Annotated in this window: 18 protein-coding genes and 2 tRNA genes; 16 read left to right on the plus strand and 4 right to left on the minus strand. The window is 64.1% G+C overall.

Going from position 1 to position 21,488, the window contains the following annotated elements; translation table 11 throughout:
- Nucleotides 1-64 precede the first annotated feature (64 nt).
- From rlmD to D5687_RS01150, 4 genes are all read left to right on the plus strand, one after another.
- Nucleotides 65-1,441, plus strand: a complete 1,377-nt coding sequence (gene rlmD, locus D5687_RS01135) for a 23S rRNA (uracil(1939)-C(5))-methyltransferase RlmD (RefSeq protein WP_125197907.1) — start codon at nucleotides 65-67, stop codon at nucleotides 1,439-1,441.
- A gap of 105 nt (nucleotides 1,442-1,546) precedes the next feature.
- Nucleotides 1,547-1,637, plus strand: a tRNA-Ser gene (locus tag D5687_RS01140).
- A gap of 65 nt (nucleotides 1,638-1,702) precedes the next feature.
- Nucleotides 1,703-1,793 (plus strand) — tRNA-Ser (locus D5687_RS01145).
- Nucleotides 1,794-2,041: 248 nt separating this feature from the next.
- Nucleotides 2,042-2,353, plus strand: coding sequence for a hypothetical protein (locus D5687_RS01150; protein WP_125197908.1), 312 nt, complete (start codon nucleotides 2,042-2,044; stop codon nucleotides 2,351-2,353).
- Nucleotides 2,354-2,441: 88 nt separating this feature from the next.
- On the opposite strand, the gene D5687_RS01155 is transcribed toward D5687_RS01150, so the two are convergent.
- Both D5687_RS01155 and D5687_RS01160 read right to left on the minus strand, forming a co-directional pair.
- Nucleotides 2,442-3,275 carry a mechanosensitive ion channel family protein gene (locus D5687_RS01155; RefSeq protein WP_125197909.1) on the minus strand — a complete coding sequence of 278 codons (834 nt, stop codon included), beginning with the start codon at nucleotides 3,273-3,275 and terminating at the stop codon, nucleotides 2,442-2,444.
- Nucleotides 3,276-3,436: 161 nt separating this feature from the next.
- On the minus strand, nucleotides 3,437-4,048 hold the full coding sequence (locus D5687_RS01160) for an OmpA family protein (RefSeq protein WP_125197910.1): 612 nt from the start codon (nucleotides 4,046-4,048) through the stop codon (nucleotides 3,437-3,439).
- A gap of 221 nt (nucleotides 4,049-4,269) precedes the next feature.
- Between D5687_RS01160 and mtnA the strand changes: the two genes are divergently transcribed.
- From mtnA to pyrF, 12 genes are all read left to right on the plus strand, one after another.
- A complete protein-coding gene (mtnA, locus tag D5687_RS01165; protein ID WP_125197982.1) occupies nucleotides 4,270-5,334 on the plus strand; it encodes an S-methyl-5-thioribose-1-phosphate isomerase in 1,065 nt (354 codons plus the stop codon).
- A 223-nt stretch (nucleotides 5,335-5,557) separates the two neighbouring features.
- Nucleotides 5,558-8,131: a DNA gyrase subunit A gene (gyrA, locus tag D5687_RS01170; RefSeq protein WP_125197911.1), complete on the plus strand. Its 2,574-nt coding sequence runs from the start codon at nucleotides 5,558-5,560 to the stop codon at nucleotides 8,129-8,131.
- A gap of 123 nt (nucleotides 8,132-8,254) precedes the next feature.
- Nucleotides 8,255-9,337 carry a 3-phosphoserine/phosphohydroxythreonine transaminase gene (gene serC, locus D5687_RS01175; protein WP_125197912.1) on the plus strand — a complete coding sequence of 361 codons (1,083 nt, stop codon included), beginning with the start codon at nucleotides 8,255-8,257 and terminating at the stop codon, nucleotides 9,335-9,337.
- A 45-nt stretch (nucleotides 9,338-9,382) separates the two neighbouring features.
- Nucleotides 9,383-10,546, plus strand: coding sequence for a 3-phosphoglycerate dehydrogenase family protein (locus D5687_RS01180; RefSeq protein WP_125197913.1), 1,164 nt, complete (start codon nucleotides 9,383-9,385; stop codon nucleotides 10,544-10,546).
- A 24-nt stretch (nucleotides 10,547-10,570) separates the two neighbouring features.
- Nucleotides 10,571-11,707, plus strand: a complete 1,137-nt coding sequence (gene pheA / locus D5687_RS01185) for a prephenate dehydratase (RefSeq protein ID WP_125197914.1) — start codon at nucleotides 10,571-10,573, stop codon at nucleotides 11,705-11,707.
- Complete coding sequence (gene hisC / locus D5687_RS01190; RefSeq protein WP_240031379.1) at nucleotides 11,704-12,879, plus strand: histidinol-phosphate transaminase; 1,176 nt, start codon at nucleotides 11,704-11,706, stop codon at nucleotides 12,877-12,879. The genes pheA and hisC overlap by 4 nt, the downstream gene beginning before the upstream one ends.
- Nucleotides 12,879-13,793, plus strand: coding sequence for a prephenate dehydrogenase/arogenate dehydrogenase family protein (locus tag D5687_RS11335; RefSeq protein ID WP_192894143.1), 915 nt, complete (start codon nucleotides 12,879-12,881; stop codon nucleotides 13,791-13,793). The genes hisC and D5687_RS11335 overlap by 1 nt, the downstream gene beginning before the upstream one ends.
- Nucleotides 13,794-13,848: 55 nt before the next feature.
- Nucleotides 13,849-15,204 carry a 3-phosphoshikimate 1-carboxyvinyltransferase gene (gene aroA, locus D5687_RS11340; protein ID WP_192894140.1) on the plus strand — a complete coding sequence of 452 codons (1,356 nt, stop codon included), beginning with the start codon at nucleotides 13,849-13,851 and terminating at the stop codon, nucleotides 15,202-15,204.
- A 242-nt stretch (nucleotides 15,205-15,446) separates the two neighbouring features.
- Nucleotides 15,447-16,115 carry a (d)CMP kinase gene (gene cmk, locus D5687_RS01200; protein WP_125197915.1) on the plus strand — a complete coding sequence of 223 codons (669 nt, stop codon included), beginning with the start codon at nucleotides 15,447-15,449 and terminating at the stop codon, nucleotides 16,113-16,115.
- Between the two features lie 162 nt (nucleotides 16,116-16,277).
- Complete coding sequence (gene rpsA / locus D5687_RS01205) at nucleotides 16,278-17,951, plus strand: 30S ribosomal protein S1 (protein ID WP_125197916.1); 1,674 nt, start codon at nucleotides 16,278-16,280, stop codon at nucleotides 17,949-17,951.
- A 200-nt stretch (nucleotides 17,952-18,151) separates the two neighbouring features.
- Nucleotides 18,152-18,448: an integration host factor subunit beta gene (locus tag D5687_RS01210; protein ID WP_125197917.1), complete on the plus strand. Its 297-nt coding sequence runs from the start codon at nucleotides 18,152-18,154 to the stop codon at nucleotides 18,446-18,448.
- Nucleotides 18,449-18,450: 2 nt separating this feature from the next.
- Complete coding sequence (pyrF, locus tag D5687_RS01215) at nucleotides 18,451-19,155, plus strand: orotidine-5'-phosphate decarboxylase (protein ID WP_192894141.1); 705 nt, start codon at nucleotides 18,451-18,453, stop codon at nucleotides 19,153-19,155.
- A 103-nt stretch (nucleotides 19,156-19,258) separates the two neighbouring features.
- Here pyrF and mltF read toward each other — a convergent pair whose 3' ends face one another.
- Nucleotides 19,259-20,722, minus strand: coding sequence for a membrane-bound lytic murein transglycosylase MltF (mltF, locus tag D5687_RS01220; protein WP_125197918.1), 1,464 nt, complete (start codon nucleotides 20,720-20,722; stop codon nucleotides 19,259-19,261).
- 2 nt (nucleotides 20,723-20,724) lie between these two features.
- Nucleotides 20,725-21,468, minus strand: coding sequence for a bifunctional demethylmenaquinone methyltransferase/2-methoxy-6-polyprenyl-1,4-benzoquinol methylase UbiE (gene ubiE, locus D5687_RS01225; protein WP_125197919.1), 744 nt, complete (start codon nucleotides 21,466-21,468; stop codon nucleotides 20,725-20,727).
- Nucleotides 21,469-21,488: the final 20 nt, after the last annotated feature.

The following is a 21,488-nucleotide window of genomic DNA, read 5'->3' on the forward strand; positions in this document are numbered from 1 at the left end:
TGAGCCGGCCCTGCCATGCACCCCGTGCGGCAGGGCCTTTGTCTTTCCTCTGATCGAGAAATCGATGGCCCGCAACCCCAACCGCAAGAAACGCCACAAGCACAAGCATGCCAAGCCGCTGCCGCCGGGCGAGTTCGAAGCTCATATCGAGTCGCTCACCCTCGAGGGTCGCGGCGTGGCTCACGTCGATGGCAAGGCGACCTTCGTCGGTCGGGCGCTGCCGGGCGAGGACGTGCGCTTCGTGTATCGCGACCAGCGCCGGCATTTCGATCTGGGTGATGCGGTGGCGGTGGATCGGGCCAGTCCAGAACGGATCGAGCCGGGCTGCCCACATTTCCATCATTGCGGTGGATGCGCCATGCAGCACTTGGCCCCTGAGGCGCAGGTGCGCCACAAGCAACAGGCCTTGCTGGATCAACTGTCGCGGATCGGGCGGGTAACGCCGGAGCAGGTGCTTGAGCCGTTGACGGGGTCGATCTGGGGCTACCGCCGCATGGCGAGATTGGGAGTGCGCTTCGTGCGCAAGAAGGGGCGTGCGGTGGTGGGGTTTCGCGAACTCGGCTCGCCTCTGCTCGCCGATATCGACACCTGCCCGGTGCTCGACCCGCGGGTGGGCGAGCGATTGCCGGCGATCGCCGAACTGATCGGCGAGATGGATGCCCGGCGAGACATTCCCCAGATCGAAGTGGGCTGTGGCGATGCGCACTGCGCCTTGGCCTTCCGCCACATGGTGCCGCTCGGGGAGGCGGATCGGGCGCGTCTGGATGCCTTTGCCGACGCGCACGGTTTCGCGATCTTCCTGCAACCCGGCGGCCCGGACAGCCTCGAGCCATTGGTAGAGGGGGCGCGCGACGTCTACCCGAGTTATCGTCTCCAGGAGTTCGATGTCGAGATCCGCTTCTCGCCGCTGGACTTCGCCCAGGTCAATGCCGAGATCAACCGCCGCATGGTGCACCAGGCGTTGGAGTGGCTGGCGGTGAAACCGGGCGATCGAGTGGTGGACCTGTTCGCCGGGCTTGGCAATTTCAGTCTGCCACTGGCCCGGCAGGCCGGTCCGGTGGGGTCGGTCACCGCTGTGGAGGCGGATCAGGCGATGGTCGAGCGCGGCGCGGCCTGTGCGACGAGCAATGGCATCGAGAACACACGCCACGTCGTCGGCAACCTGTTCGATCCCGATGCTGGCCACGGCTGGATGAACGAGTCGTTCGACCGCGTCCTGCTCGACCCACCGCGGGCGGGCGCCGAGGCCATGATGTCCGTGATCGCGCGCATGAAGCCGGCCCGGGTGGTTTACGTCTCCTGCCACCCGGGAACGCTTGCCCGGGATGTCGGTCGGCTGGTGAACGATCACGGTTGGCGGCTGTTGGCGGCGGGCGTGATGGACATGTTCCCCCATACGGCACACGTCGAATCCATGGCGGTGCTTGAACCGGGGCGCTGATATCGTGTGTGGATGCTCGTGGTCGTCTGCCCATTGTCATGGGCTGGCGGTTTGGGTAAACTCTGCGCCCTTCCTGACGCGGGTCTGCCCCGTCGGATAGAAAACGGAGAGGTGTCCGAGCGGTCGAAGGAGCACGCCTGGAAAGCGTGTGTACGGTAACCCCGTACCGAGGGTTCGAATCCCTCTCTCTCCGCCAGTTTTTGTGTAGCCCGGGGTTGAAAGCCGGGCGTGGACGCGACCTCGGTCGCGTCTTTCCCGTTTGGAGAGGTGCCGGAGCGGTCGAACGGGGCGGTCTCGAAAACCGTTGACCCCCTCGCGGGGTCCCAGGGTTCGAATCCCTGCCTCTCCGCCAAACATCGTTGATGGAATCATTAAAGCCCGGGTGCAGTGCATCCGGGCTTTTTGCTGTCTGGATGACGCTCTGGCGACGTGGTGGCCGACTCCGTAACCGATCAGTGGATCTCCTGCCACAGGGCCTACGGGGCGTTCTGTCCGCCGGCAGGAAACTTTCCAAATGAGGCATGGTCTGAATTTATGCATGGCAAGAATATAGTTATATTCCCATGCATGAATGTCCGGTGACTGTACGAGAGGTACACCATGATCAAGTTGAAGACCATTGTTCCCGCTTTCCTGGCTTTTGCGGCCTTTCTGGCGTCTGGCGTGGCGCTGGCCGATCACAACAGCCCCTCAGGCGAGGGTACGGCTAACATGCCGAATGATATCCACAACACCCGCGTTGATACGTTGGATGACAACGATACCTTCCTCGCCTTTGTCCAAGGTGGCGGTGGTGCCGATTCAACCAACCGCTTCCTGGATGACGACAGCACCGTTTCGGTCGGTGGTGGCGGAATGGGTCCCGGTGCCGGCGCTGGTGGCATGGGCGGTGGTTACGGCGGTGGCCGATAAGTCCCCCCGTCTTCCCCGGAGACTTTCACTCCGGCAAGCAAAAGAAAGCCCCGCAATTGCGGGGCTTTCTTCGTGCGGGACGAGTTGATCAGGACTTGCTTGTCTTCGCGCCCTCGTCGGCGCCTTCGGCGGAACTGATTACCATCTGCGGGAACGGGATGGTGATGCCGTTTGCATCGAAGGCTTCCTTGATCTGCTGCTGCAGGTCGGATTTGATCGTCGGCATATCGGCTGAGCGAATCCAGGGGCGTACCAGCAGGTCGACGCTCGAGGCGCCAAACTGGTCGACCAGCACGGCCGGGGCCGGATCCTTGAGGACGCGGTCTTCCTTCTCGAACACCTGCATGATCAACTCCTTGGCCTTGGCGATATCGTCGGCGTAGTCGATGCCGATTGCCAGGTCCAGGCGACGGGTGTCGCGCACGCTGTAGTTGGTGATCGCCGAGGCGTAGAGCTGGCCGTTGGGGACGATCAGTTCGACGTTGTCGGGTGTGTTCATGCGGGTGTGGAAGATGCCGATCTCGTTCACGGTGCCCATTACTCCATCGGCAATGATGAAGTCGCCGGCCTTGAACGGACGAAAGATCAGCACCATCACCCCGGCGGCGAAGTTGCCCAGCGAGTCCTTCAGTGCCAGGCCAACGGCAATGCCGGCACCGGCGACCAGGGCGACCAGCGAGGTCGTATCAAGGCCTAGCTGTGACAGGGCCGCGATTACCACGAACAACAGGAACGCGGTGCGCGCCAAGGCGACTGTAAAGCCGACCAGCATCGGCTCTATGCCTGTTCGCCCCAGCAGCTTGGCGAGCCAGGGGCTGCCGATCTTGGCGATCAAGTAGCCACCGGCGGCGATCGCGACGGCAATCAGGATCTTGATGATCCAAGGCAATACATACAGGGAGAAAAAGCCTGCTTCTTCCATGACGGTTCCTCTTGAAAGCGATTTGTTGTGCGTTATGAGTGGAACGGATTGCGCAAACAGTATAGGTGCCATCCCGTTCGCTTCGAGTGTGACCGTGAGTTGGCCGCAAACAAAAACACCGCCCGGAGGCGGTGTTTTTCACGTCGAGCGTTGGAAACGCCTTACTGGGCGGTGCCCTGTACGGTGATTTCAACACGACGGTTCTGGGCACGACCTTCACGGGTCTGGTTGGTGGCGATCGGGTTGGATTCGCCCATGCCCTGGGTCTCGATCTTGTCGCCCGGAACGCCTTGGTCAACCAGGTAGTCCTTGACGGTCGCAGCGCGACGCTCGGACAGGCCTTGGTTGTACTCGTCGGTACCGATGCTGTCGGTGTGACCGACGGCTTCGATGTTCGCGACGGCGTTCAGGTCACCCATGTCGCGGACCAGCGCGTTCAGGGTGTCCTTGCCTTCCGGCTTCAGGTTCGACTTGTCGAAGTCGAAGTAGGTGTCAGCCTCGAGCGTGATGGTCTTGGCTTCCGGTGCCGGAGGCGGCTCGACGACCGGCTTCGGTGCCGGCTCGGCCTTGGTGATCAGTTCCGGGTTGCACGCTTCGATCGCGGTCTCGCTGTTCAGCGTGCCGTGATTGTTGTACAGGCACGTGCCATGGCCGGTCATTACCGGGTCGCCGTTGCTGTCAAACACGTACGGGGAATCACCCCCGGCGAGGGACTGGCCAGAGAAGGCAAACGTGGCTGCAACGGAGGCAGCGATCACGGTCATTTTCTTCATCTGTGAAATCTCCTTGTTTCTTATGAGGTCAGAGATGACTTTGGTGTCGCTAGGAATAGCGCGATTCAGATCCGGCATTGGTTGAATCTCACCGGAATAGTAGCCGGCCCTTCCGGCAAAGTGCAAAAATAGCGCCGATCGATTGCGAAACTAGGCATCAAAATCGCTCAATGGCGCTTAAGCCCTTGGATAAAAGGGGTGTGGGTTCGTGATTGCAGCGCATTTTCAAGTGGGGGTTGGTTTTGCTTAAGGCACTGACATACAAGGAAAAACAGTTGCATGTTCTCGATCAGAGGCTATTGCCTCACCGGGTCGAGTGGCTGTGTTGTACAGATGCAACGTGCGTGGCAAAAGTGATACGCGAGATGGCGGTTCGCGGGGCGCCTGCCATCGGGGTGGCGGCGGCTTACGGGTATCTGCTTGCCGCGCACACGGCAACCGCACGAGGTGACGAACTCACCGTCGCGATGCTTGAGCCGGCGTATGGTGAATTGGCCGCCGCGCGTCCGACCGCCGTCAACCTGGTCTGGGCCTTGGATCGCATGGTCGCCTGTCTGCGTACGGTCGAATCGCTGGAGAGTGGTCAACGGCTGCGTCGTCTGACCGAGGAGGCGCAATCCATCGAGGCGCGCGACGTGGAGGCCAACCTTGCTATGAGTCAGTTGGGGGCGGGCCTGATTGAGCCCGGCTCGGAACGTAGCTGGGTGCTTACTCATTGTAATACCGGCGCGTTGGCTACCGCGGGGCAGGGCACGGCGCTGGGTGTCGTCCGTGATGCCTGGGCCGCCGGGCGGCTCGAAGGGGTATATGTCGACGAGACCCGTCCCTGGCTGCAGGGCTCGAGGCTGACGGCTTGGGAATTGCAACAGGAATCGATTCCGTACCGGCTGATTTGTGACAGTGCTGCGGCGAGCGTGCTGGCCACCGGCCGTGTGAGTTGGGTGATCGTGGGGGCCGATCGAGTCGCGGCGAATGGCGACGTGGCGAACAAGATCGGTACCTACGCGCTGGCGGTGCTGGCGCGGCATCACGGCGTGAGATTCATGGTGGTCGCCCCGCGTTCGACGATCGATCGCGACTGCCCCGATGGCGGGGCTATCGAGATCGAGCAGCGTTCGGGGTCCGAGGTCAGTGAAATCGCCGGGCAACCGGTGGCCCCCGAAGGGGTCGACGTGTACAACCCGGCCTTCGATGTCACGCCGGCCGGGCTGATCGATGCGCTGGTTACCGAGGTCGGCGTGGTGCGTCACCCGAATCGTGCCGGTATTGTGCGGCTGTTCGATTGAGGGGCCGCCCGGGGCGCCGCGTCAAGAGGCGCTCTGTGGTACGATGCCCCGGTTTGGCGACGCACCCGTCCGACCGCGGCCATAAGGGCTCTGCGGCGGTCTCGCGGGGTCGCGGTGGCCCGGCAGGGGTGACGCTCGGGGGTGGTTGCCTTCGCGCCTCGCCGCAGCGGTCGTAAGGACCGTGCCGTTGAATCAGGACACTCGTGGGTACCAGGACACTCGAATGACTCAGTTCGCTCAAGAAATCTTCCCGGTCAATCTCGAAGACGAGATGCGGCAGTCCTATCTCGATTACGCCATGAGCGTGATCGTGGGGCGTGCGCTGCCGGATGCCCGTGACGGCCTCAAGCCGGTACACCGCCGGGTCCTCTACGCCATGCGCGAGTTGGGCAACGAGTGGAACAAGCCCTACAAGAAATCCGCGCGTGTCGTGGGTGACGTCATCGGTAAGTATCACCCGCACGGGGATTCGGCGGTCTACGACGCGCTGGTGCGCATGGCGCAGGATTTCTCCATGCGCAACATGCTCATCGACGGGCAGGGCAACTTCGGCTCGGTTGACGGCGACGCCCCGGCGGCGATGCGTTACACCGAAGTGCGCATGGCGAAGATCGCCCACGAACTGCTCGCCGACATCGACAAGGAAACGGTCGACTTCATCGACAACTACGACGGCTCGGAATCCGAGCCGCAGGTCTTGCCCGCCCAGTTCCCGAACCTGCTGGTCAACGGTTCCTCGGGTATTGCCGTGGGCATGGCGACCAACATTCCGCCGCACAACCTGGGCGAGGTGCTCGACGCCACCGTCGCGTTGATCGACGACCCCGTCATCAATGATGACGACCTGCTCGCCTACGTGCCGGCCCCGGACTTCCCGACCGCCGGCATCATCAATGGCGCGGCCGGTCTGCGCGATGCCTACCTGACCGGTCGTGGCCGCTGCGTGATGCGCGCCCGTGCCGAGTTCGAAGACAGCGAGAAGACCGATCGCACCTCGATCGTGATCACCGAGCTGCCGTACCAGGTCAACAAGGCGCGCCTGATCGAGCGCATCGCCGAGCTGGTGCGCGAGAAGAAGATCGATGGCATCGCCGAACTGCGTGACGAGTCCGACAAGGACGGCATGCGCGTCGTGATCGAGTGCAAGCGTGGCGAGATGCCCGACGTGCTCCTGAACAACCTCTACCAGCAGACCCAGCTGCAGAGCGTGTTCGGCATCAACATGGTCGCCCTGATCGATGGCCAGCCACGCACCGTCGGGCTGCGCGAGATCCTCAACGTCTTCCTGCGTCATCGCCGCGAAGTCGTCACCCGCCGCACCATCTACGATCTGCGCAAGGCGCGTGATCGCGCCCACATCCTCGAAGGCCTGGCCGTGGCCCTGGCGAACATCGACCCGATGATCGCCGTGATCAAGGCGGCGCCGACCCCGGCCGAGGCCAAGGCCAAGCTGCTTGACGGCACCTGGGAGTCCGGCGTGGTTCGCACCATGCTCGAGAAGGCCGATGCCGCCGCCTCGCGCCCCGAGGGGCTGGGTGACGCCTTCGGCCTGCAGGAAGACGGCAGCTACCGGCTCTCGGCCGAGCAGGCCCAGGCCATCCTCGAGATGCGCCTGAACCGCCTGACCGGTCTCGAGCAAGACAAGATCGTCGAGGAATACGCCAACCTCCTCGAGCGCATCATCGATCTGCTCGACATCCTGCGCTCGGAAGAGCGCCTGATGCAGGTCATCCGCGACGAGCTGATGCGGATTCGGGACGAGTACGCCGATCCCCGTCGCACCGAGATCATCGTCGATTACGAAGATCTCTCGATGGAGGACCTGATCGCCGAGGAAGACCGCGTAGTCACGCTCTCTCGCGAGGGTTACATCAAGACCCAATCGCTGACCGATTACCGCAGTCAGCGTCGCGGCGGCCGGGGCAAGGCCTCGACGCGGATGAAGGACGAGGATGTGATCGAACAGCTGCTGGTGGCCAGCACTCACGCCTGGGTGCTGATGTTCACCAACTACGGCCGGGTCTACTGGCGCAAGGTTTATCAGTTGCCGCAGGGTGCCCGCGGTGCGCGCGGCCGACCGGTGGTCAACGTGCTGCCGCTGCAGGATGGCGAGCACATCAACACCATGTTGCCGATCCGCGAGTTCGTCGACGATCACTACATTTTCTTTGCCACGCGCAATGGCCAGGTGAAAAAGACCCCGCTGGTCGACTTCTCCCGGCCGCGCCAGGCGGGCATCATCGCCATTGACCTGCGCGAGGGCGACCGGTTGATCGGTGCGGCGCTGACCGACGGCTCCCGCGAGATCATGCTGTTCTCCAACGCCGGCAAGGCGACGCGTTTCGCCGAGGAAGACGTGCGGTCGATGGGTCGCACGGCGGCGGGCGTGCGCGGTATTCGCCTGCAGGACAAGCAATTCGTTGTCTCGTTGATCGTGGTCGACGAAGGCGAGGTGCTCACCGCCACCGAGAACGGCTACGGCAAGCGCACGCCCACCGACGAGTTCCCCGTCTACAACCGGGGCGGGCAGGGCGTGATCGCGATCAATACCAGTGAACGCAACGGCGAGCTGGTCGGCGCGGTCCTGGTGCGCGAGTCCGACGAGGTGATTCTGATCTCGAACCGCGGTACACTCGTGCGCACCGAGGTGTCCCAGATTTCCTCCCTGTCGCGCAATACTCAGGGTGTGACCCTCATCCGTCTGGGCAAGGACGAGCGCCTGGTTCAGATCGAACCAGTCGCGGCCATGGAAGACGAAGGCGACGAGGAAATCGAGGACCAGGACGCGGAGGAGTGATCCCCGCGGGGGCCAAGGACGCCACCCTAATCAGCCCGCTTGATCGGGCTGTTTTCGATTGAATTTAAGACCGGGCGAGATATCGCCCGGTCGCTTGTTTTCCGTTTCTGTTCAGGAGTAGTCATGGCTCGCGTTTACAACTTCAGCGCCGGTCCGGCGATGTTGCCCACCGAGGTCCTCACCCGCGCACGGGACGAGATGGTCGATTACCAGGGGACCGGCATGTCGGTCATGGAAATGAGCCATCGCGGCAAGCATTTTGTCGGCATCGCCGAGCAGGCGGAAGCGAACCTGCGCAAGCTGATGAACATCCCGGACAACTACAAGGTGCTGTTCCTGCAGGGTGGCGCCTCGACTCAGTTTGGCGCGATCCCGCTGAACCTGGGCAACGGCTCGGGCAAGGCCGACTACCTCAACACCGGCCACTGGTCGGTCAAGGCGATCAAGGAAGCCAAGCGCTTCGTCGACGTCAACGTCGTCGCCGACACCAAGCCGGATAACTTCACCACGCTGCCGGCCGAGGGCGAGATCAAGTTCTCCCCGGATGCCGACTACGTCCACTACACCCCGAACGAGACTATCGCGGGCGTGGAGTTCCCCTACATCCCCGACACCGGTGACGTGCCGCTGGTCGCGGACATGTCTTCGACCATCCTGTCGCGCCCGATCGACGTCTCCAAGTTCGGTGTCATCTACGCCGGTGCGCAGAAGAACATCGGCCCGGCCGGCCTGACCATCGTCATCGTCCGTGAGGACCTGATGGGCAAGTCGCGCGAGACCACCCCGGCCATGCTCGACTGGGCCACCCAGGCGGAAGCCGACTCCATGTTCAACACCCCGCCGACCTACGCCTGGTACATGGCGGGCCTGGTGTTCGAGCACCTGCTCGCCAAGGGCGGTCTCGAGGAGATGGGCAAGATCAACCAGCGCAAGGCCGAGAAGCTCTACGCGGCCATCGACGACAATGACTTCTACCGCAACCCGGTCGATCCGGCCTATCGCTCGTGGATGAACGTGCCGTTCATGCTGGCCGACGATTCGCTCGACAAGACCTTCCTCGAAGAGGCCGGTCGTCAGGGCCTGGTCACGCTCAACGGTCACCGCTCGGTCGGCGGCATGCGCGCAAGCATCTACAACGCCATGCCCGAGGCCGGCGTCGATGCGCTGATCCACTTCATGAACGACTTCGCCAAGCGCCACGGCTGAGCCTCGCTCGCCTCGCTGCCAGCAACTGTTTTCAAGGAATCCGTCATGTACAAGATTCACACCCTCAACGCCATCTCCAACAAGGGCCTCGAGCGCCTGCCGACCGACAAGTACGACATCGGTGCCGACCTGAACGACGCGGACGGCATCCTGGTCCGTTCGGCCAAGATGCACGACATGGACCTGCCGGAGTCGCTGCTGGCCATCGGCCGTGCCGGCGCTGGCGTCAACAATGTCCCGGTCGACCGCATGACCGACAAGGGCGTGGTGGTCTTCAACGCCCCGGGCGCGAACGCCAACGCGGTCAAGGAGCTGGTTATTGCCGGCATGCTGATGTCGATCCGCAACATCGGCCCGGCCTGGGACTTCGCGCGCAAGCTCGAGGGATCCGATGAGGAGATCAACAAGGCGACCGAGGCCGGCAAGAAGAACTTCAAGGGCTTCGAGCTGCCGGGCCGCACCCTGGGCATCATCGGCTTGGGCGCCATCGGCGTACGCGTGGCCAACTCGGCCAAGGCGTTGGGCATGCGCGTGATCGGCTTCGACCCGGGTATCAGCGTCGAGCGCGCCTGGGAGCTGTCGCCGGACGTCCACCAGGCGGGCAGTGTCGACGAGGTCCTGGCCAAGGCCGACTTCGTTTCCCTGCACGTGCCGCTGATCGACGCGACCCGTGACCTGATCAACGCCGAGCGTCTGGCGTTCATGAAGGACAACGTCGTGGTCCTGAACTTCGCCCGTGCCGGCATCGTCAACGAGCAGGCCATGGTCGACGCGCTGGACAACGGCAAGGCCCTGTCCTACGTCTGCGACTTCCCGACCAACCTGACCAAGAACCATCCGAAGTGCCTGGCCCTGCCGCACCTGGGTGCGTCCACCGACGAGGCAGAGGACAACTGCGCGATCATGGTTGCCGATCAGATCCGCGACTACATCGAGAACGGCAACATCAAGAACGCGGTCAACATGCCGCACGTGCAGATGGCACGTTCGGGTGCCCAGCGCATCGCGATCGCCAACCTCAATCGTCCGGACATGGTCGGTCAGATCTCGCACATCCTTGGCAAGGCCGGCGTGAACATCGAGCACCTGGTCAACGAGTCGCGTGACAAGGTGGCCTACACCCTGCTGGACGTCGACCGCGAGGTGCCGGCCGAGACCCGCGACGAGCTCGCCGCGATCGACGGCGTTCTGCGCCTGCGCCTGCTCTGATCCCCGTTCGGGCCCATGGGCGGCATGAAAGCCAAGTCCGCGGCTGACGCGGCACTGCCCGAGAGCCTGGACGAGGTGCGGGTGCTGATCGACTCGGTCGATCGGCAGATTCTCGACCTGCTCAGCCAGCGCGCGCGCCTGGCCGAGCAGGTCGCGTTCATCAAGGAGCGCGATCCCGCGCATCATTCCGGGCAATCGTTCTATCGGCCGGAGCGCGAGGCGCAGGTGCTTTCCCGCATCCGTGATCTCAACCCCGGTCCGCTGGACGATGAGACCGTCGCCTGGCTGTTCCGCGAGATCATGTCGGCCTGCCTGGCCCACGAGCGCCCGCTCTCGATCGCAACCCTCGGGCCGTCGGGCACCTTCTCCGAGTTGGCGGCGGTGGCGGCCTTCGGTCACGGCGGGCGGCTGCAGTTCGAGCCGGGCATCCCCGAGGTGTTCCGTGCGGTCTCCGCCGGTAGTGTCGATTACGGCGTGGTGCCGCTGGAGAACTCCACCGAGGGCAGTGTCTCGGTCACGCTCGACTCGCTCGCCGGCAGCGACCTGCTGCTCTGCGGCGAGGTGGCCCTGCGCATCGACCAGCAGTTGATGGCGCACCCGGATGCCGGCAGCACGCCCCGCGTGATCGTCTCGCATGCCCAGTCGCTGGCCCAGTGCCGCGAATGGCTCGATGCCCATTTCCCCGGCATCGAGCGCATGGCGGTGTCGAGCAACAGCGCCGCCGCCCAGCAGGCGGCGGCCGACCCCGAGGTGTTCGCCATCGGGCCGAGGTTCGCCGCCGAGCGTCATGGGCTGGTGGTCCGCGCCTCGAACATCCAGGACAACGTCCAGAACACCACCCGTTTCGCCGTGCTCGGCCGCGAGCCGGTTGCGCCCTCGGGCAACGACAAGACGGCCTTGCTGCTATCGGTGACCAACGAGCCCGGCGCACTGACGCGGCTGTTGCTCCCGCTGTCCGAAGCCGGTATCGACGTGCTGCGCATCGAGTCACGCCCGGCGCGGGACCGTGTCTGGGATTACGTGTTCTTCATCGACATCGCCGGTCATCGTGACGAGTCGGCGGTGGCGGCGGCACTCGAGCGGTTGCGCCCCCATTGCGGTCAACTGCGGGTGCTGGGGTCCTACCCGGTGCCGGTGATCAGCCATCCGGGGGGCGAATGATGGGCGTGAAGGAGACCGAGTTGTCATTCGGGCGGGTTCGCGACTGTGTCGCGGCTATCCGGCCTTACGTGCCGGGCAAGCCGGCCGAGGAGGTCGCGCGTGAGTACGGTATCGAGGAGGTTCTCAAGCTCGCCTCCAACGAAAACCCGCTCGGTCCGTCGCCGCGCGCCGTCGAGGCGATTCAAGCGGGGCTGGCCGATCTGCACGTCTACCCGGACGGCAGCGGTTTCCACCTCAAGCGAGCGATCGGCAGCCATTTCGGCGTAAATCCGGAGCAGGTCACGCTGGGCAATGGCTCGAACGACGTGCTCGAACTGGTCGCGCGCGCCTATCTCGAACCGGGCGTGAATGCCGTGTTCTCCGAGCACGCCTTCGCCGTCTACGCCCTGGCCACCCAGGCCGCCGGCGCCGCGGCGAAGGTCGTGCCGGCGCGCCCGGCCGACGACCGGGAGATGCCCTTTGGTGCCGATCTCGAGGCGATGGCCGCGGCGGTCGATGAGCACACCCGCGTGCTGTTCCTCGCCAACCCCAACAACCCGACCGGGACCTGGGTAGAGGCCGCCGAGCTGCGCGCGCTACTCGATGCCGTGCCATCGCACGTGGTCGTGGTGCTCGACGAAGCGTATACCGAATACGTCGACGATCTGGCCTTCCCGAACGGCATCGAGCTGCTCGCGCACTACCCGAACTTGGTGGTGACGCGCACCTTCTCGAAGATCTTCGGCCTGGCGGCCCTGCGCGTGGGCTTCGCGGTCAGTGAGCCGGCGATTGCCAGCCTGCTCGATCGCGTACGTCATCCCTTCAACGTCAACGCGCTCGCCCTACGGGCCGCCGAAGCGGCACTCGAAGACAGCGAGTTCATCGCCCGAAGCCGCGAGGTCAACCGGGCCGGCCTGGCCCAGTGGGCAACCGCCGCCGAGGCGAACGGCTGGCAGTTCGTTCCCAGTCGGGCGAACTTCATCACGGTGATCACGCCGTTTGCAGCCGGGCGCGTATTCGAGGCCCTGTTGCGCGAGGGTGTGATCGTCCGCCCGCTCGGTGGCATGGAGGCTCGCGGCGGGTTGTCGCAAGCGCTTCGTATCACCATCGGGACGGCCGAGCAGAACGCCCGTGCCATCGACGCTCTAAAGGACGTGTTGGCGCGTCTGGCCGACGAGGGTCCCTCCGCATGATGTTTCGCCGGCTGGCACTGATCGGCACCGGCCTGATCGGTGGTTCGCTGGCCTTGGCCTTGCGCGAGCGCGGTGAGGTGGGCGAGGTGGTCGGATATTCGCGCCGACTCGACACCCGCCTGGCCGCTGAGCGGCTGGGCCTCGTCGACCGACCGGCGGATTCGATTGCCGAGGCGGTCGAGGGGGCGGACCTGGTGTTCCTGGCCACGCCGGTCAAGGCGATGGACGCAGTACTTGGCGAGTTGGCGGCCTGCCTGCCGGATGACGCCTTGGTAACCGATGGTGGCAGTGTCAAGGGGGCGGTGGTCGAGCGGGCGCGGGCGCATCTCTCGGCCGGGCAACTTGCCCGATTCGTCCCGGGGCACCCGATTGCTGGGCGCGAGCGCAGCGGGCCGGAAGCGGCGACCGCGGATCTTTACCGCGGCCATCGCGTGATCCTCACGCCGATCAAGGAAAACCGCGCCGAGGACGTCGCCCGCATCGAGGCGATGTGGCAGGCGACCGGGGCCCGTATCGAACGGCTTGAGGTGGCCCATCACGATCACGTGCTGGCCGCCACATCCCACCTCCCGCATGCGGCCGCCTACGCGATGGTCTCGGCACTGGCCCGGCTGGCCGAGCGCTATGAGGTCTTTCGCTACGCTGCGGGCGGCTTTCGTGACTTCACGCGCATTGCCAGCTCCGATCCGGTCATGTGGCGGGATATCTGCCTCGACAACCGCGACGAGATCCTGGTGATGCTCGACCACTATCGCGCCGAGCTCGACTGCCTGCGGGGCATGCTGGAATCCGCCGATGGCGAGCAGATCGAGCATTATTTCCACGAGGCGAAGGCCGTGCGCGACGCCCTGTATCCCGTGGCCCACGCTAACGGGGCCAACGGAGTTAGCCAGACAGACACGTCCGGCCACTGACCCGCCGGCTTGTCCGAACCAATCCTTTTTCAGCCCAACCCCGGATGACCGCGCCATGACCGTAGTTCATGATTCCGCTTCCCTGATCTATCGCAGCACCGTCGCTCAAGCGCTTGAGGGCGAGGCGCGGGTGCCGGGAGACAAGTCGATCTCGCATCGCTCGATCATGTTCGGCTCACTGGCCGAAGGCACCACCGAGATCAGCGGTTTCCTCGAAGGCGAGGACAGCCTCAATACCCTGCGCTGTTTCCGGGCAATGGGTGTCTCCATCACCGACCCCGAGTCCGGGCGGGTGACCATCGAGGGCGTGGGGCTGCATGGCCTGAAACAGCCGGAAAAGCCACTCTACGTCGGCAATTCGGGAACGTCGATGCGCCTGATGTCCGGCATCCTCGCCGGGCAGGCCTTCGATTCGGTAATCGAGGGCGATGCTTCGCTGTCGCGCCGGCCGATGAAACGGGTGATCGACCCGCTCACCGCCATGGGGGCACGGATCGAATCCGGCCCCGAGGGGCGTTCTCCGCTCAAGATCCACGGCGGTCAGCCGCTCAAGGCGATCGACTACGCCATGCCGATGGCCAGCGCCCAGGTGAAATCCTGTGTGTTGCTTGCCGGCCTGTACGCCGAGGGCCGCACCTGCGTGACCGAACCGGCACCGACCCGAGACCACACCGAGCGCATGCTCTCGGGGCTGGGTGTCGGCATGCAGCGTGAGGGGGCGCGGGTCTGCATCGACCAGGGCGATGCCGGCGCGCGACGGCTGGTTGGGCGTGCGCTCGAGGTGCCGGCCGACATCTCCTCGGCAGCGTTCTTCCTGGTCGCGGCCAGCATCGTCCCCGACTCGGACATCCTGCTCACCCACGTGGGCCTGAACCCGACGCGCACCGGGGTGATCGATATCCTCCAGGCGATGGGCGCGGACATCCGTATCGAGAACCGTCGCGAGGTGGGTGGCGAGCCGGTCGGTGACCTGCGCGTGAAAAGCGCCGAGCTCCACGGCATCGAGATCGACGAGGCGCTGGTGCCGCTGGCGATCGACGAGTTCCCGGTGATCTTTGTCGCCGCCGCCTGCGCCAAGGGTCGGACGGTGCTGACGGGGGCAGAGGAGTTGCGGGTCAAGGAATCCGATCGCATCGCGGTGATGGCCGATGGCCTGCAGAAGCTCGGCATCGACGCGACCCCCACCGAGGACGGCATGATCATCGAGGGGCGCGGCGAGCCGACGCCGTTCGGGTCGGCGACCATCTACGCGCAGGGTGACCACCGGATCGCGATGGCATTCGCCGTCGCCGGGCTCAAGGCTCGTGGCGAAGTCACCATCCACGATTGCCAGTTCGTCGAGACCTCGTTTCCGGGGTTTGCCGAGTTGTTCAACCGACTCGGTGGCTGCCTGGAGCTTTCGCGGCACTGAGGCTGGAAAGCCTGCGGGGTTTTTGCGAGTGGCCTGCGGTTGATCGAAGGGTGCGTCCCCGTTATGCCTTGCCTCGCGCGCCCGGCACCGCAGTCGGAAAAGTGGCGACAGTTGGCTGGCGTGCGAAATCCCACCTGCTGGTTTGAGGTGGGTTCCTTGCCGAAGGGCCAGGTTGCGCAACGGATCGTGGGTAGCCGATCGCCGTGACACGTCGCCTAACGCAGCAATATCAGGAGAATTCAATGGTACCGGTCATCACTATCGACGGCCCCAGTGGTTCGGGCAAAGGCACGATCGCCCGGCGGCTTGCTGCCCGGTTGGGCTTCGGCATGCTCGATTCCGGCGCGCTCTATCGACTGACCGCGCTGGCCAGCCAAAATGCTGGCCTGGCGCCGCAGGCGCCCGAGATCGTCGATATCGCGCGCTACCTTGCCTGCCGTTTCGACGAAGAGGGCAATGTGTTTCTCAACGATGAGAACGTCAGCCGGGAGCTGCGTACCGAAACCACCGGCGCGATCGCCTCGCAGATCGCCGCACGCCCCGAGGTACGCGAGGCACTGCTGCAGCGGCAACGTGACTTTGCCAAGTTGCCGGGGCTGGTTGCCGACGGCCGTGACATGGGCACGGTGGTCTTCCCCGAGGCTCCCGCCAAGATCTTTCTCGATGCCAGCGCCGAGGTGCGCGCCGATCGACGTTATAAGCAGTTGATCGAGAATGGATTCGATGCTAGTTTTACCGCCCTCGTCGAGGAGATTCGTCAACGGGACGAGCGGGATCGCAATCGGTCGGTTGCGCCACTCAAACCGGCGGAAGATGCGTTAGTCGTTGATTCCAGCGACCTTTCCATCGACGAGGTGGAGGCCACGCTGTGGCGCTACATCCAGGATCGGCTCGCCGATCGGGACGCGTAGCAACACGGCGGGGCCATTGACTCGTGTTTTTGTACGGGCAATTCCGCCCGCTCAACAACCCGTTTGTCTGGCAAACCCAAGGATCGGATACGCCAGTGTTTTTTTACCACGACGGACAGCAATTGGAACGTCCAGTCGTCAACCCTTTGGAAATGCGGATTAATGTCTGAAAGTTTTGCCCAGCTTTTTGAAGAAAGCCTCCAGAATGCCGTCATGCAGGCGGGCTCGATCGTCTACGGCAAGGTCGTGGACATCAACGATGACTACGTCACCGTCGACGCTGGCCTGAAGTCGGAAGGTATCATCCCCACCGATCAGTTCCGTGACGAGAACGGCGAGCTGAACATCAGCGTTGGTGAAGAGGTCGAAGTCGCCCTCGATGCCGTCGAGGACGGTTTCGGCGAGACCCGCCTGTCGCGTGAAAAGGCCCTGCGTGCCCGTGCGTGGAAGAAGCTGGAGAAGGCTTTCGACGACGACGAAATCGTCACCGGCCGCATTTCCGGGAAGGTCAAGGGTGGTTTCACCGTCGAACTCGGCGACGTCCGTGCATTCCTGCCGGGTTCGCTGGTCGACGTGCGCCCGATCCGGGACACCACCTACCTCGAAGGCAAGGACATCGAGTTCAAGATCATCAAGCTCGATCAGCGCCGCAACAACGTGGTCGTATCCCGCCGCGCGGTTGTCGAGGAAGAGTACAGCGCCGAGCGCGAAGCGCTGCTCGAGCAGCTGCAGGAAGGCATGGTTCTGCGCGGTATCGTCAAGAACCTCACCGACTACGGCGCGTTCCTGGACCTCGGCGGCATCGATGGCCTGCTGCACATCACCGACATGGCGTGGAAGCGCGTCAAGCATCCGTCCGAGATGGTCAACATCGGTGACGAGATCGACGTCAAGGTGCTGAAGTTCGACCGCGAGCGCAACCGCGTTTCGCTGGGCCTCAAGCAGCTGGGCGAAGATCCGTGGAGCGACATCTCCCGTCGCTACCCGACCTCCACCCGCCTGTTCGGCAAGGTCACCAACATCACCGATTACGGCTGCTTCGTCGAGATCGAGGATGGCGTCGAAGGTCTGGTACACGTCTCCGAGATGGACTGGACCAACAAGAACGTCAACCCGGGCAAGCTGGTCAACGTCGGCGACGAGGTCGAGGTGATGATCCTCGATATCGACGAGGACCGCCGCCGGATCTCGCTGGGCATGAAGCAGTGCCAGCCGAACCCGTGGGATGCCTTCGCTGCATCGCACACCAAGGGCGACAAGGTTTCCGGCCAGATCAAGTCGATCACCGACTTCGGCATCTTCATCGGCCTGGACGGCGGTATCGATGGCCTGGTTCACCTGTCCGATCTGTCCTGGAGCGAGCCGGGCGAAGACGCCGTGCGCCAGTTCAAGAAGGGCGAGGAGCTCGAGGCCGTGGTCATCGCGATCGACCCGGAGCGCGAGCGCATCTCACTGGGACTCAAGCAGCTCGAGGACGATCCGCTGTCCAACTGGGCGGCCGACAACCCGAAGGGCAGCATCGTCAAGGGTACGCTGCGTGAAGTCGACGCCCGCGGCGCCGTGGTCGAGCTGGCTGAAGGCATCGACGGCTACATCCGTGCCTCGGACATCGCTCGCGAGCGTATTGACGACGCCCGCACCGTCCTGAAGGAAGGTGAGGAAGTTGAGGCCAAGTTCATGGGTATCGACCGTAAGAACCGCATGATCAGCCTGTCGATCCGCGCCAAGGATCACGCCGAGGAAGCCGAGGCGATGGACGAGCTCAGCAAGGCGCCGAGCACCTCGTCGCCGACCCTGGGTGACCTGCTCAAGGAACAGCTCGGCCGCTCCGAGTAACTCGGAACTGTCGTGTCCGAAAAACGCCATCCTTTGTGATGGCGTTTTTTATGGCTATCCCCGCCGGTCCGCCTCGGTGGTCGATCTTGGCCCCATTGGCGAGCGGGAAGCCACGAATTCCCTTGGAATCCCCCGGTTCACCGGGGAGTTCTGCCAAACCTTAGCTGTGCGCCCCACGTGGCGGCAACGGAGATTGACCGATGACCAAGTCGGAACTGATCGAACGGCTGGCCGATCGCCAGCAGTACCTGCCCATGCGCGATATCGAGACCTCGGTACGCCTGATGCTCGACGAGATGATGGATGCGTTGAGTGCCGGTGACCGGATCGAGATCCGTGGTTTTGGTAGCTTCTCGCTCAACTATCGCCGCCCACGTCTGGGTCGCAATCCGAAGACCGGCGAGACCGTTTCGCTGGGGGCTAAGTACGTGCCGCACTTCAAGCCGGGCAAGGAATTGCGTGAGCGTGTCAATGCGGCCGTGAAGCAGGGGGACTGAGGTTGGCTCGCCATCGCTCCCAACCGCGTATCTACGTGGCGCTGGATGCCGCCGAAGAGGGTCGGGTCAGGGAATTGCTCTCCACGCTCGACCCGTCGCTCTGCGGGATCAAGATTGGCAAGGAAGCCTTCACGGCCCACGGGCCGCGGGCGGTGGAATGGGCGCGTCAGTGTGGATTTCCGGTTTTCCTGGATCTGAAATTCCACGACATCCCCAACACGGTGGCCCAGGCTTGTCGGGCCGCGGCCGACCTGGACGTCGCCCTGGTGAATGTTCACGCCAGCGGTGGCCGCCGGATGCTCGAGGCGGCTCGGGACGCAATTGGGGGCACCGGGGACGCCCCGGCCCTGATAGCCGTGACGGTACTGACCTCGATGGAGGATTCCGATCTGGCCGAGGTTGGCGTGACTGATGGTGCCGAGGCTCAGGTTGGGCGCCTTGCCAGATTGGCCGCCGATGTCGGTCTCGACGGGGTGGTGTGTTCGGCTCGGGAAGCGGCCTCGATGCGCGCACTCTTTCCCGGCGAGACAGGATTGGTAGTCACCCCCGGGGTCCGCCCGGCAGGCAGTGCCCGCGACGACCAGCGCCGGGTGGTCACGCCCGCTGATGCGTTGGCAAACGGGGCGACCAGCCTCGTGATCGGTCGACCGATCACGGCGGCGGCAGACCCGGGCAGGGCGCTAGAGGCGATTGTCGCGGAGCTTTGACTCAGGGCTGATGCCAAAACGAGAAACGCCCGTGTCGCTTGGCGAGACGGGCGTTTTTCATGGTTGCTCGTTTTTTATCGCCATTGGAGGCGAAGACGAAGGTTTAGGGTCGTTCGGCGAGGAGATCCTTGCGAGTGGCCACCCAAATCATCAGGTCGTGGAAGGCACGAATGTTCTCGACATAGTTGACGGTTTCGTTGCCGTGGGCATAGCCATACCGCATGTCCCGGTAGATCTCCGGATCGGAGAGCTGTGGCAGGCGCTCGCGCACGTCCGCCCACTGGGTGGGGTCGCCACCTTGTCGGCGTGTCAGCTCGAGGGCATCGCTGAGATGGCCGATGCCGACGTTGTAGGCGGCCAGCGCCAGGTAGGTGCGATCGGGTTCAATCGCCTTTTCAGGGACGAGTTCACGCAGCTGAGCGATGTATTTCGCACCGCTCATGATATTCGTGGTGGGGTCGGTGGGATCGGTCAAGCCGAGATCCCGTGCCGTGGGCAGGACAATCTGCATGACCCCGTAGGCGCCCTGGTGCGACACGGCGCCCGGTTGCCATTTCGATTCCTGGTAGCCGACCGAGGCCAGCAGGCGCCAATCGATTTCGTAACGCTCTCCGGCTCGTCTAAAGGTGGCCAGATAGGGGCGGGCATGCGTCTCCAAATCCTGCAGGAATCGTCTCGAGAGCGACTCGTCGAGTCGCTCGAACTGGGCGTAATGACGATCGACCAGCATCTTTAGTTGCTGGTCGCTGCGGGCTTCGGCGAAGAAACGGCGCGCTACCCGGTGCAATGACTCGTCCGCCTGTCGCGAGAACACCCACGCCAGAGCAACCGGTGGGCCGACGATCGGGCCGATGGCCACCTCGTCGGAGAGTTTGTGTGCCAACAGGGCGATATGCGACAGGGCCAACGCGTAGTCGATGTCGCCATGACGGATACCCTCGAGGATCGCCAGCTTGTCCTGCGCCTCGACCACGTCGAGGCGGACGGTGTCGTCCTGTGCGATGACACGCTCGAGCCAGAAGCGACTCGCCGAGCCGGTCGGCAAGGTGATGGTCGCGCCGTCGATATCGGCAAGCCCCTTGGGAGCGGGCCGGTCAGTGGCGTGAATGAGCTTGCGACTGACCGTTAGGTACGGCGGCCCGAAACGGAAACGTTGCATACGTGCCGGGTCGACAGCCAGCCCTGCAGCGGCGAGATCGACCCGATTATCGGCCACGGCCTCGTAGGCGGCCTCGATGGTCGGCACCACCACGTACTCCACGTCAACGCCAAGGCGCTCGGCGAATCGCCCCGTCAGGTCGTATTCCAGCCCCTGTGGTCGGTAGCTGTCGGGGATGTAGAGGGTTGGTTCGATCAGGGTGGCGACGCGAAGAACGCCGCGATCACGCACCTGTTCAAGCTGCGGGCTGCGCTTAAAGGTGTCGGCGACGTCGATGGCGGCCAGTCGGGCCGGGCGATCGGCGGGCGTCCAGGTCTGGATCCACCAAGCCACCGGGGCGGCAAACAGGGCACCCACGCCGATCAGCGGGATCAGCCAGCGGCCGATCCCGCGTTGCCGCGGGGGCATCGTCAAAACCTGAAGCCCACGTGGATCGCGACCACGCCGAAGGTGAGGTTATGCACGTCGACGTGATCGAAACTGTTATCGAGCATCATTCGCTCGAGCGTCTCTTGGTCGGGGTGCATGCGAATCGACTCGGCCAGGTATCGATAGCTGTCGGCGTCATTGGCCAGGAGCTTGCCCATCACCGGCAGGGCCGAGAACGAGTAGGCGTCGTAGACCCGCTCGACTAGCGGGTTGGTCGGCTTGGAGAACTCGAGGATCACCACGCGACCGCCGGGCTTGACCACGCGTGCCATCTCGCCCAGTGCGCGGGCCTTGTCGGTGACGTTTCGCAGGCCGAAACCGATGGTCACGCAGTCGAAACGATTGCTTTCGAAGGGCAGGTCCTCGGCGTTGGCCAGGCTGTACTCGACGTTGTTGAAGATGCCCTGTTCGTCGAGCTTTTCGCGGCCGATCGAGAGCATGCTGGCGTTGATGTCTGAGAGCACCACCAGCCCGGTGTCGCCTACGATTCGCGCCATGCGCGCGGCGAGGTCCCCGGTGCCGGATGCCAGGTCGAGTGCCTGACCGCCGCGCCGGAGGCCCGTGTACTCGAGCGCGACGCGTTTCCAGATGCGGTGGATGCCCAGCGACATCGCATCGTTCATCAGGTCGTAGCGAGCGGCGACCGAGTCGAAGACCGAACCCACCAGCCGGGACTTTTCCTCGCGCGGGACTTCCCGGTAGCCAAAGTGCGTCTTCTCGGTCATGGTCGGTTCTCTCGTCAGGG

The sequence above is a fragment of the Guyparkeria sp. SCN-R1 genome (assembly GCF_003932495.1).
GTDB lineage: Bacteria > Pseudomonadota > Gammaproteobacteria > Halothiobacillales > Halothiobacillaceae > Guyparkeria.